At 61.6% G+C, this 12,214-nt stretch carries 10 protein-coding genes; 8 read left to right on the top strand and 2 right to left on the bottom strand.

Annotated features, from left to right (window positions below; translation table 11 throughout):
• Positions 1-8: 8 nt before the first annotated feature.
• On the bottom strand, positions 9-1,070 hold the full coding sequence (hemB, locus tag E0H22_RS11825) for a porphobilinogen synthase (protein WP_233025826.1): 1,062 nt from the start codon (positions 1,068-1,070) through the stop codon (positions 9-11).
• 272 nt (positions 1,071-1,342) lie between these two features.
• On the opposite strand from hemB, the gene E0H22_RS11830 reads away from it, so the two are divergent.
• The 5 genes from E0H22_RS11830 to E0H22_RS11850 all read left to right on the top strand — a co-directional run bounded on the left by E0H22_RS11830 (position 1,343) and on the right by E0H22_RS11850 (position 5,285).
• Entirely contained in the window at positions 1,343-1,762 is a 420-nt protein-coding gene (locus E0H22_RS11830) for a DUF6163 family protein (RefSeq protein ID WP_233026317.1), read from the top strand.
• A gap of 112 nt (positions 1,763-1,874) precedes the next feature.
• Complete coding sequence (locus E0H22_RS11835; protein ID WP_233025827.1) at positions 1,875-3,440, top strand: AMP-binding protein; 1,566 nt, start codon at positions 1,875-1,877, stop codon at positions 3,438-3,440.
• Positions 3,441-3,971: 531 nt separating this feature from the next.
• Complete coding sequence (gene ldtR / locus E0H22_RS11840; RefSeq protein WP_233025828.1) at positions 3,972-4,484, top strand: transcriptional regulator LdtR; 513 nt, start codon at positions 3,972-3,974, stop codon at positions 4,482-4,484.
• 309 nt (positions 4,485-4,793) lie between these two features.
• Positions 4,794-5,051 carry a hypothetical protein gene (locus E0H22_RS11845; protein WP_233025829.1) on the top strand — a complete coding sequence of 86 codons (258 nt, stop codon included), beginning with the start codon at positions 4,794-4,796 and terminating at the stop codon, positions 5,049-5,051.
• Between the two features lie 12 nt (positions 5,052-5,063).
• Complete coding sequence (locus E0H22_RS11850) at positions 5,064-5,285, top strand: hypothetical protein (RefSeq protein ID WP_233025830.1); 222 nt, start codon at positions 5,064-5,066, stop codon at positions 5,283-5,285.
• A gap of 62 nt (positions 5,286-5,347) precedes the next feature.
• On the opposite strand, the gene E0H22_RS11855 is transcribed toward E0H22_RS11850, so the two are convergent.
• Positions 5,348-7,714 carry a xanthine dehydrogenase family protein molybdopterin-binding subunit gene (locus E0H22_RS11855; RefSeq protein ID WP_233025831.1) on the bottom strand — a complete coding sequence of 789 codons (2,367 nt, stop codon included), beginning with the start codon at positions 7,712-7,714 and terminating at the stop codon, positions 5,348-5,350.
• A gap of 267 nt (positions 7,715-7,981) precedes the next feature.
• On the opposite strand from E0H22_RS11855, the gene E0H22_RS11860 reads away from it, so the two are divergent.
• The 3 genes from E0H22_RS11860 (at position 7,982) to E0H22_RS11870 (ending at position 12,209) form a co-directional block, all read left to right on the top strand.
• Positions 7,982-8,980, top strand: a complete 999-nt coding sequence (locus E0H22_RS11860; RefSeq protein ID WP_233026318.1) for a Ppx/GppA phosphatase family protein — start codon at positions 7,982-7,984, stop codon at positions 8,978-8,980.
• Between the two features lie 66 nt (positions 8,981-9,046).
• A complete protein-coding gene (locus tag E0H22_RS11865) occupies positions 9,047-9,748 on the top strand; it encodes an RlmE family RNA methyltransferase (protein WP_233025832.1) in 702 nt (233 codons plus the stop codon).
• A 346-nt stretch (positions 9,749-10,094) separates the two neighbouring features.
• The gene (locus E0H22_RS11870; RefSeq protein WP_233025833.1) at positions 10,095-12,209 is read left to right on the top strand and encodes an AfsR/SARP family transcriptional regulator; all 2,115 of its coding nucleotides are present in this window, start codon (positions 10,095-10,097) and stop codon (positions 12,207-12,209) included.
• Positions 12,210-12,214 lie beyond the last annotated feature (5 nt).

Genomic DNA, 12,214 nt, shown 5'->3' on the forward strand with positions numbered 1-12,214 from the left:
GGCGACCATTACCGCCCGGCCTTGATCCGTTCCGCCGCTTCCGGCGCGAAATAAGTCAGCACGCCATCGGCGCCGGCGCGTTTGAAGGCGACGAGGCTCTCCATGATCACGCGGTCGCGGTCGAGCCAGCCATTGTTGATGGCCCCCATGATCATCGCGTATTCGCCGGACACCTGATAGGCGAAGGTCGGCACCGCAAACGTGTCCTTCACGCGGCGGACGATATCGAGATAGGGCATGCCCGGCTTCACCATCACCATGTCTGCGCCTTCGGCCAGATCGAGCTCGACCTCGCGGATCGCTTCGTCCGAATTGGCGCTGTCCATCTGGTAGGTGCGCTTGTCGCCATTCAGCGTCTTGGCGGAGCCGATGGCGTCGCGGAACGGGCCATAGAAGGCCGAGGCATATTTCGCCGCATAGGCCATGATCTGCACATCGCCGAAACCGGCTTCATCCAGCGCCTCGCGGATGGCGCCGACGCGGCCGTCCATCATGTCCGAGGGCGCGATCACGTCGCAGCCGGCTTCCGCCTGCACCAGCGCCTGGCGCACCAGCACGGCGACGGTCTCGTCATTGAGGATGCGTCCGCCCTGCAGCAGGCCGTCATGGCCGTGGCTGGTATAGGGATCGAGCGCGACGTCGCAGAGCACGCCGAGATCGGGGAATTCCTTCTTGATCGCGCGAACCGACTGGCAAACCAGGTTCTCGCCATTCCAGGCTTCGGAGCCGGTCTCGTCGCGCAGCGACGGGTCGGTATAGGGGAACAGCGCGAGGCAGGGGATATCGAGTTTCACGGCGCGCTCGGCCTCGCGCACCACCTGATCCACGGTCAGCCGTTCCACGCCCGGCATGGAGGCGATCGGCGTGCGCGCATCGTGGCCTTCGACCACGAACAACGGCCAGATCAGGTCGTCGGTCGTGACCGTGTTTTCGCGCACCAGCCGGCGTGCCCATTCGCTCTTGCGGTTGCGGCGCGGGCGAGTGGTGAGGCCGAGCGAGGGGGCGTCATAAACGGACGAGCGGGGTGCTTGTTCACGCAATTCGATGGGCCGCCCGAACTTGATCGCCATGATACCGTCTCCTGAACCGACCACTTCATCTATGGTGCTGTAAATTGGACTTGTTCCAAGCTTAGCATTTCCCCTTGCCGTCGTCCAAGTCGGCTGCATGTGGCGGTTGTGCGTGAGTGAGCGTTCACACATTGATTTCGCGGGCCTGACGGGTCACAAAAGCCCCATGAATCGCCCGAGCGCCTTGTTCCATCTCGAGATCCCGGCCGTCCGGCAGGGGGCCGCCCTTGGCTGACCAGACGCCACGCGACGCCGCCGCGCGCGATCATGCCATGTCGGTGGCCGCGATCTCGTCCGAGCGGATCGAGAGCGACGAAAATGTCTGGACACGCCGCCTGGTGTTGTTCCTGCGGATCATGGCCATCGTCTCCATGTTGCAGGGCCTCTATCACTGGGCTCAGGTGACCGGCTTTGTGGGCACCGAGGACGAGGCTTTCGAGGCCCAGTCCATGGCATGGCAGTCCGCCACCATCTACTTCGCCGTCATCGAGCTGGTCAGTGCCGTCGGCCTTTGGCTGGCGACCCCGTGGGGAGCGGTGGTCTGGCTCACCACCGTGGTGTCCATGGCGGTGATCGAGCTGATGTTTCCGACCATCTATGGGGGCAATCTCATCGTGGTCGGCCTACAGGCTGCGTTTCTTGCAGCCTATCTTGTGCTGGCATGGATGGCGGCAAAGGAACGGCCGCCATAGACTTCTGTCGTTCCGGGTTCGCCCGCGCAACGAGCGCGGTCGCCCGGAATGACAGCTAAGGCGAAGCAGAGACCGCACGGAAAAGAACGGTCCGCATCAAAGGGAGAAACCAGTGAGCCATCTTCGTTCCGGCGGGACCGTCGGGAGCCTTCTCATCAGCGCCATCGCCCGTTATGCCGATCAGCCTGCCATTGCGGACGGCACCTCGCGCTGGACCTATCGCGAATATGGCGATGTGGTCGCGCGCTTTATCGGCCTGTTTCGTAGCCTTGGCCTGACCAAAAAGAGCGGCCTGTCCGTGCTGTCCGGCAACCGCGCCGAGACCTGGGCCGCCATTTCCGCCGCCGCCATCATGGGCATCCGCTATACGCCGCTGCATCCGATGGCAGCCGAGGACGACCACGCTTTCATCGTCGAGGATGCCGAGATCGATGTACTGATCGTCGAAGGCGGCAAATTCGCCGAACGCGGCAAGGCGCTGAAGGCGCGCGTGCCCAGCCTCAAGCATCTCTATTCCTTCGGCGCCGTGGATGACGTGCGCGATCTCCTCAAGGAGCTGCCCGCCATCCAGCCTGAGCCGCTGGTCGACGATAGCCATGTCGATGACATCTGCTGGCTCTCTTATACCGGCGGCACCACCGGCCGCTCCAAGGGCGTAATGAATCCGCATCGCGTGGTCGTCGCCATGTGCCTTGCGATCGTCGCCGACTGGGATTGGCCGCGGGACATCCGCTATCTCGCCGCCACGCCGATCAGCCACGCTGCAGGGATCACTATTTTCCCGGTGATGCTGCGCGGCGGCTTCACCCGCCTCGTGCAGGGCTTTGACGCCGAGACCTATCTACGCGTGGTGCATGAAGAGAAGATCACCGCGACTTTCCTCGTCCCCACGCTGATCTACGCCTTGATCGATGCGGAGGAGCTGCGCAAAAAATACGATACGTCGTCACTCGATATGATTGTCTATGGCGCTGCGCCGATGTCGCCGGATCGCCTGCGCGAGGGCGTGCGCATTTTCGGCAATGTGTTCGTGCAGCTTTATGGCCAGACCGAAGCGCCGCAGATCATTACGACGATGCGCAAGATCGATCACGACGACAGCAAGCCCGGCCGGCTCGGCTCCTGCGGCCGCGCCAACCCGATGGTGGAAGTGAAGCTGCTCGACAGCGAGCTCAACGAAGTTGCGACAGGGGAGCCTGGAGAAATCTGTGTGCGCGGCTCGCTGGTGATGGATGGTTACTGGAAGCGTCCCGACGCGACCGAGGAAGTCTTCCGCGGCGGCTGGCTGCATACCGGCGACGTCGCGATAAAGGACGCTGACGGTTTCTTCTATATCGTTGATCGCACCAAGGACATGATCATCTCCGGCGGCTTCAATATCTATCCTCGTGAGGTAGAGGACGCGCTGATGGCGCATCATGCTGTTGCCTCCGCGGCCGTGATTGGCATCCCCGATCCGAAATGGGGCGAGGCAGTGAAGGCCTTCGTCGTACTTAAGAACGGTGCCAATAATTCCGCCGAGGAATTGCAGGCGCATGTGAAGGACAAACGCGGCGCACCGTGGTCGCCAAAGAGCATCGACTTCGTCGCGGAAATTCCAGTGACAGGCCTCGGCAAGATCGATCGCAAGGCCCTGCGCGCGCCTTATTGGGAAGGCCGGGCGAGGGGCGTGGCGTAAGTTCTCGCGCGGATAGTGTTCGGCCTGCATGGTTCGAGACGCCCGCTTCGCGGGCTCCTCACCATGAGGGTCTTCTACGGCGCGCGCCCTATACGCTTCCCTCATCCTGAGGAGCGGCCCTTTTCGGCCGCGTCTCGAAGGATGGCCGCAAGCTGCCTTTGACAAGGAGAGCGGCTGGTGGCCCAAATCCTTCAAACTCTCAGAAATTTACTCCCATTAACCCCGGTAAGGTCTCGGTCACCCTAACGGGCCGGTGAGGAATCTTACCCCAATCTTTCGCATTTGAACGATCCTGTCCCGCATCAGCACAGGAGCGCGAACATGATGGCAACATCATCGCTTCAGCGTGAATCAAAACCTGTAAAAAGCGCTGTTTTTGTAGACTTAATCGACGATTCACTCTCGCAAATTCATGATCTCTTTATTGTCTTTTTTAGGCGCTTCTTCAAAGCCACCGCTTAAGTTGGACCTATCAGGCGGGACACAAGTTTCGTCGAATAAGTCGATAAAAACGACAGCAGGGGTAGTGTCATGATGAAGTCCGTTGCGACGGTGGAAAGCGTCGATCTCGTTCCCGGCCAGGCTCCGGTTCAGCCGCTGTATCTCGAAGCCCTGACGCTGGTTGAACGGCTGCATCGCCGTCTGCTCGACGTCATCAAGGACGAGTTCGACCGTCGCGGCCGTGCCGACATCAACTCGGTGCAGGCGCTGCTGCTCTACAATATCGGCGACAAGGAATTGACCGCCGGCGAGCTGCGCACCCGTGGCTACTATCTCGGCTCCAACGTTTCTTACAATCTGAAGAAGCTCGTCGAGCTCGGCTTCCTCGATCATCAGCGTTCGCGCGTCGATCGTCGCTCGGTCCGCATCCGCTTGACTGCGCAAGGCCAGGAAATCCGCCACATCGTCGAGGCGCTCTATGCCAAGCATGTGAAGACGGTGGAGCAGGTCGGCGGCATCTCGAACGAGGAATTCGCGACCCTCAACAAGTCGCTGCACCGCCTCGAGCGCTTCTGGACCGACCAGATCCTGTATCGCCTCTAAGAGTTTAGCATTCCGAACCTCCAGGCCGGACACTGTCGCTGACGGATTTTGCCCTCCGAAAGCAAAGCCGAAATGCACACAAGAGGCATGCGGCTGATTGAAACGATAAAGGCGCCCTCAACGGGCGCCTTTCTTGTTTAGATATGCGATCGCATGGATCGTGTGGCGCAGGTGCCAGAGTGATATTCATCGCGCAATGTGGGCATTTCCCATATCTGCGCGATTCCGTGCCCTGATTTGGGAAATGAACTTCCCGCAATGGAACCAAGTTCCCAGGCATGACTTATCTTTGCAACGGAGATCGGTGCCATGTTGGTCGAACGCGGTCTGAAAGTGATGAATGTCGAGGCAGTGGGCGATGCTTATGCGATCGCCGCAAACTTCCTGCGGCGCTCCGGCGTCATCCCGGACACTTACGTCACCAATGATCGGCTGCTCGAAATGATCGTGCAGATGTTTCATCGCGGCGAGGACAACAAGCTCCGTCTCGCCAATCGAGCGATCGCGCAATTCCAGGCTGTCGAACGCGAGGTGAAGCTGTCCGGCACCCATCGCACTGCCGTCTAAGGGGAACGACACATGCAACTCGCTATCGACCGTATCATGCAGGCTTACAACCTTATGGCCAATCGCGCCGAAGGAGCGAGCGAGGAAGCGCGCATCAAAGTTACAGAGTATGTGCAATCGCTGTTCGATGGCGGCGAGACCGACATGCAGCGGCTTACGGTTTGCGGCCTGACCTATTTGCGCGAGCGCGATGGCAGCAACGATCCGGTGAAAGCGGGTTACACTGGTCTCTAGGTGTGGTTTTGCCGCGTGAACGCCACCTTTGCGGATGGCCGCATTGTGCTGCGATCGAGACCTTATAAGGCCGCGCTCTTCGCATTTTGGATCGTGCGCCAGATGCGCTCGGGCGTCAGCGGCATATCGAGATGCGTCACGCCATAATCCCTCAGCGCGTCCACCGCCGCATTGACCACTGTGGCGAGGCTGCCCGCACAGCCCGCTTCGCCGCAGCCCTTGCTGCCCAGCGGATTGGTTTTCGCGGGCGACGGATGATCGCCGATCAGCATCGGCGGAATGTCGCCGGCGCGCGGCATCGCGTAATCCATGAAGGAACCGGTGATCGGTTGACCCGAGGCGTCGTAGCTGACTTTCTCCATCAGCGCTTGGCCTATGCCCTGCGCGACGCCGCCATGCAGTTGACCGGCGACGATCATCGGATTGACGATGGTGCCGAAATCGTTGACGGCACTGTACCGCGCGATGGTGAGCGCGCCAGTGTCGGGATCAATCTCGACTTCCGCGACATGGCAGCCATTGGGAAATGTCGACTGCACATCGCTGCCGGTGTGATCCACATCGAGCGACGTCGGCACACCTTCGGGTAGCTGGCCGTTACGCATCCGTTGCGACAGCTCCATGATGTCGATGAAACGGTCGGTGCCGGCAATGGTGAAACGGCCATCGGCGAATTCAATATCTGCCTCGGACGCCTCCATCAGATGCGCGGCCGCGCTCTTGCCCTTGGCGATGACGAGATCGGATGCCTCGATGATTGCCTGGCCCGATGCGGTGATCGAGCGCGAGCCGCCGGTGCCATTGCCCATGCGCACCAGATCGCTGTCATTCTGTTGCAGGCGGATCGCGTCGAACGGCACGCCGAGCCGCTCCGACAACACCTGTGCGAACGGCGTCGCATGACCCTGGCCGTAGTCTAGCGTACCCGTCGTGACGGTCACCGTGCCATCCGGCTCGAACGTGACTTTACCAAGTTCGGGCGAGGGGGGCGCGGTGACTTCGAGATAGGAGCCAACGGCGATGCCGCGCAGCTTGCCGTTTTTCCTGGCCTCGCGCTTGCGCTTGGCAAAGCCGGCATGATCGGAAATCGTCAGGGCCTTCTCGAACACGCCCTGGAAATCGCCGCTGTCATACGTGACACCCGACGCCGCCGCGAACGGAAGTTGCGACGGCTTGATGAAATTGCGCTTCCGCAGCGTCAGGCGATCGATGCCCATCTCGTCCGCTGCGCAGTCGATCAGGCGCTCCATAAAATAGTTGGCCTCGGGTCGGCCGGCGCCGCGATAGGCGCCCATCAGCGTGGTGTTCGTGACGACGCATTTCACATCGACGCCGACCAGTGGTGTGCGATAGACGCTCGGCAGGTTCTTGCCGGTGTTCAGAGACAGCGGTAACGGCGATACGCCGGTGATATAGGCGCCGAGATTGCCATAGCCGGAAACGCGCACGGCGAGGAACTTGCCGTCCTTGTCCAGCGCCAGCTCGGCATGAATCTGTTGCGAGCGGCCATGGCTGTCGGAGAGAAAGCTGGACGAGCGCTCGTCCAGCCATCTCACGGGCTTGCCCAATTCCTTCGCTGCATGCAGCAGGCAGATATATTCGGGATAGCTGACATTCTTCATCCCGAAAGAGCCGCCGACATTGCCGGTGAGAATGCGCACTTTTTCCGCGGGCACGTCGAGATGCCGGGCCAGCGTCGCGCGATTGCCGGCGACGCCTTGGGTAGGCACCTGAAGGATATAACGCTCGCTCTTCTTGTCATAAGATGCCAGGGCGCAACGCGGCTCCATCGAGACGACCGCAACGCGGGTGTTCTCGATATCGAGCTTTGTCACATGCGCGGCCGAAGCGAAGGCCGCATCGATCGCATCAGTATCGCCGTAGTGATAATCGAGCGCGACATTGTTCGGAATGTGCGGATAGAGTTGCGGCGCGCCGGGCTTCGCCGCATCCTCGGCCGATGTCACCGCCGGCAATGGATCGATATCGAGCTCGATGGCCTCTCCCGCATCGCGCGCCTGCGCCAAGGTTTCGGCGACGACGAAAGCGACGGGATCGCCGACATAACGCACGCGGTCGGTCATCAGTGCCTGCCGATTGGTTTGCAGCAGCGGCGAGCCATCACGGTTCTTCAGCGGAATGCCGACGGTGAACGGCTTGTAACCGGCAGCGGCGATATCCGCGCCGGTCCAGACACCTCGCACGCCAGGCATCGCCTTGGCCGCCTCGGCGTCGATCTTGCGGATCACGCCATGGGCATGGGAGCTGCGGACGACCCAGGCATAGAGTTGGCCGGGCAAATGGAGATCGTCGGTATAGCGACCCTTGCCGCGCACCAGCGTGTCATCCTCTTTCCGCCGAACGGGCTGGCCGACCCCGTATTTCTGCATTGCAATGGAATTGTCGCGGGAGCCGGTAAAATCCTGCATGGGGGCGTCCATTTGACTGTCGGGGACCGGTGGGCTCGCGATCCACCGGCGATAACCTGAAATAGGACGCCTGACAGAACGTCACAACGTCCGATTGGGCATGGGGCCGGTGCGACGGTTGCGCCAATCTCGTGCCCTGCTAAAGTTTCCGTGAGAATGGTTTCCATGTCGGCGAAAAGCCGCGGAAAGACCGATTTAATGGATGACACCACGCGGCTCCGTGCTTCGCCGGAGCCGATCGACGTGCAGGGATCGGAGCAAGGGGCCATGGTGGCTGCGCGCGCGAGCGACGCGGCCAATCCAGCCGTCTACGCCGCGCTCGATCTGGGCACCAATAATTGCCGCTTGCTGATTGCCGCGCCTACCGGCGACAGCTTTCGCGTGATCGATTCGTTTTCGCGGATCATCCGTCTCGGTGAGGGTGTATCGACGTCGGGCTTGATATCCGATGCCGCGATCAATCGTGCCATCTCGGCGCTCTCGATCTGCCGTGACAAGATTCGCGCTCGTGAGGCCACGCGGCTGCGTCTGATCGCGACGGAAGCCTGTCGCGCGGCGTCGAATTCCGATGAATTTCTCGGCCGAGTCGCGGATGCCACCGGCATTACGCTGGAGATCATCGACCGCGAGACCGAGGCCGGCCTCGCCGTGATCGGTTGCTCGCCGCTGATCGATCCCAAAGGGCGTGGAGCTATTCTGTTCGATATCGGCGGTGGTTCGTCGGAACTGGTTCGGATCGAGCGCAATGCGGCCGATCCGAACGGTGTGCCGCTGATTAAGGCATGGATGTCGATCCCGCTCGGTGTGGTGACATTGGCCGAAAAATTCGGCGGCAAGAATGTCACGCGCGAATCCTACGATTTGATGGTCGCCGAGGTTGCTCAGCACGTCGCGCCCTTCGCCGCCGAGCATGGCCTCGATCTCGACGGCATGCATCTGCTCGGCACCTCCGGTACGGTGACGACACTGGCCGGCATCCATCAGGGCCTGCTGCGCTACGACCGTCGCCGCATCGACGGCATCTGGCTCGACAATGCCGAACTCGACGCGACCATCGTAAAGCTGATGGGGTTGAGCTATGCCGAGCGGGCGGCAAACCAGTGCATCGGCCCCGATCGCGCCGATCTCGTCCTGTGTGGTTGCGCTATCCTCGATGCGATCCGGAATGCATTCCCGTTGCCACGCCTGCGGGTTGCTGATCGCGGGCTCCGCGAGGGCATGCTGGTGGAAATGATGCGTGAGGACGGGGTGATCAGGACGTCGTAAGGCGTTCGGCTTTTGCGCCGGTCATGCTAAGAGACCGGCAATTATCTCAGGCAAGCAATTGTACCGATGGCAAAAGACAGCACCGGCCGCATGCGCGTCCAGGTCAAGAGTGCCGGCAGGCTGAAACTGTCGTCAAAACTCTGGCTCGAGCGCCAGCTCAACGATCCCTATGTGCAACAGGCCAAGAAAGACGGCCTGCGTTCGCGCGCGGCCTACAAGATCATCGAGATGGACGACAAGCACCGCTTCCTGAAGCCGGGAGCCTCGGTGGTCGATCTCGGCGCAGCGCCCGGTGGCTGGAGCCAGATTGCCGCGAAACGTGTCGGTTCGGCCGAAGGGAAAGGGCAGGTGGTTGCCATCGACCTCCTGGAAATGCCGGAGATCGTCGGTGTCACCTTCACGCAGATGAACTTTCTCGACGCCGATGCGCCGGACCGCCTGAAAGCGATGATGGGCGGCCTCGCGGATGTCGTGATGTCCGACATGGCGGCCAACACCACCGGTCATCGCAAGACCGATCAACTCCGTATCGTCGGCCTCGTCGAGGACGCCGCCGCCTTCGCTGCCGATGTGCTCAAGCCTGGCGGCACCTTTATCGCAAAAGTGTTCCAGAGCGGTGCCGACGCTGCCCTGATGACCCAGCTCAAGCGCGACTTCGCTACGGTGAAACATGTGAAGCCGGCATCGAGCCGCAAGGATTCCTCCGAACGTTACGTGCTGGCGATGGGATTTCGCGGCGGCCCTGGCGACGCTGGCACCGACGCCTAGGGGCGTATTGGGGCCGGCCGTGTTCTCAGACTAAAATGCGCGAGCATCACCCGAATGGGGGATGCCGGCAGAGCCTTAAGCGTTCAATGTCGGGGAGTTGAGCCAATTCACCATTCAACACCTCCTGCCCCCGGCATTCGTCACGCCGGGGGCTTTTGTTTGTCGGTATCGCGCCGGTTGGCCTGGCAGACGCTCCGGTTGCGTTGCCCCAAATGGGGTATCCCGGATTGATCATGTACCGGTCCGGCAATATGCTGAGACATTGCATAATGATGGGTCATTGCGGGCCATGGCGGTTGTACTGGCGTTCATGGCGGTCGGCGTGATCGTGCCGGTTTGATGCTGTATGGACGACCAGACGTCATTTGTTCAGGAGCCGGTCAGAGGAGGGAGGGACACGCCATATCAGGCGCGATCGTTCTCGCTCACGCTGCTTGGCCTGTTCGCGTTGCTGGACGGCCGTTCCGGTGCTCAAATACCTGTTACGTCCCGCAAAGCCCGCGCCCTGCTGACTTATCTCGTGATGGCGCCGCGCTGCACGGCCGATCGTGTGATGTTGGCGGGCCTGTTGTGGGGCGATAACGCCGATGAACAGGCGCGGCAAAGCCTGCGGCAAGCGCTGAGCAGCCTGCGCCGAATCCAGGTAAATGGCGACGGCCTGCTGCAATCCGATGACAAGATCGTCCGGCTGGCGTGCGAACTCGTCGATGCCGATTGCCTTGATCTGCTGCAATTACCGGACGATGCGGACATCGCCGATCTGATGCGGGTCTGTTCGGCCTATCAGGGGGCGTTCGGCACCGGGCTGGAAATCGGCGAACCCGCTTTTGACGACTGGCTGCGCGAGGAGCGCCAGCGCGTCATGGATCGTGCGATCGTTCTGCACGATCGCCTCGTCAAGGCGCTGGAGCGCGACGGCCGGCATCAGGAGGCCCTGATCCAGGCGAACGCGCTGCTGGCCATCAATCCGATCCGCGAGGAAACCCATCGCCTGATCATCGGGCTCGAGGCCGTGGTGTCCGGGCGGGCGGCTGCGATGCAGCGTTTCGAGGCCTTTCGTATTCTGCTGCGCGAAGAACTCGCCGTGCGGCCGGAGCCTGCAACGTTCAAGCTGATCGACGAATTGCGGGACCTGCCGGAGACCGCGTCGGTTACAGCGGATGAGGATGCAGTGGTTGTGGCCCGTGTGGCGGGAACCGTGCCACGCACCGGCCGGCGTGGGATCGTGCTGGCTGCCGGCGGGTTGCTGACGTTGTTGATCGCGGCCGTCGTCGGTGTCGTCATATGGGGCTGGCCCGGTGACCGAAGCATCGACGACCGGCGCTATGGCCGTGTGTCGGTTTCACTCGCCCCCATCAGCGGCGGCGATCCGGGCAATCAGGAGCTGATCCGCGCGCTCACCAGCGAAGCCTCGCTGGCGTTTTCGCGTAACAACAGGGTAACACTGATCGAATTCACCCATGCACCAGCTAGACGGCCCGATTATCGTATCAGTGCGCAGTTCGTATCCGCCGCTCCGGTCGCGCGTATCGACGTTCACCTGACGGCCACCCGCAGCAACGAAACCATATGGTCGGGTTCGATTCCTGCGAACCTTGGGCCTCCAACCAAGTTCGCACGCGAACTCTACGGGTATGTAACGTCCGAAATCGTACTGCATCAGGCCAGATTGCTGGCGCGCGCCAGTTCGGTGCCAGCAAAACTCTGGCGCGGCCGCGCGGCCCAATTGCAAACCCGGCTAGGCACCGAGGATCTGACGGCCATCACGTTATACAAGGAGGTCCTCGCGGAAGACCCGACCAATGTGATCGCGCTGCTCGAACTGTCCGATTGCCTCATTCTCCGGGTGGCGCGAAACGCCAGTCCGCAGCGCGCCGAGGATATCGCTGCGATCAGCGACCTGCTGATTCGCGTGAAGCCGTTAGTGCCGAACTCGTCCGACATCGCCTTCAAGGAAGGCATGTTGAACAAGCTGCAAACCAATTTCGAGCAGGCGCTCGGCAATTTCGAGCAATCTGTCCGGCTCGACCCCGCGCATTGGAATGCTGCAGCGCAGTATGCCCATATCATGATCTTCCTCGGACGGCTGCAGGAGGGCTATCGCCTGATGCAGGAGGCCACACCCAATCTTCTGCCCGATCTGGCCGCTGCCGAGACGGCCTATATCGCCGGGGAGACCGCCCTGGTCGCGGGACACTATCCGGAAGCCGCGCAGTATCTCGGCACGGCTGTGACCGGCAATCCGACTGTGGGGCGCATTCAGGCGCTATATGCGGTGGCTCTGTTTCGGGCCAACCGGCTCGATGAAGCCCGCGCCGCAGCAATCAAGGCGCGGCAGCTCAGCCCGAACTATACGCCGGAGGTCATGAAGCTGCGCGGTGGCCGCACGGCGGATCCACGTTACCAGGAGGCGAAAGACCAGATGGTCGAGGCGTTCCGGGCGGTGCGGGCGCTTGAATGAGGTGA

This window comes from Rhodopseudomonas boonkerdii (genome assembly GCF_021184025.1).
GTDB classification, from domain to species: Bacteria; Pseudomonadota; Alphaproteobacteria; order Rhizobiales; family Xanthobacteraceae; genus Tardiphaga; species Tardiphaga boonkerdii.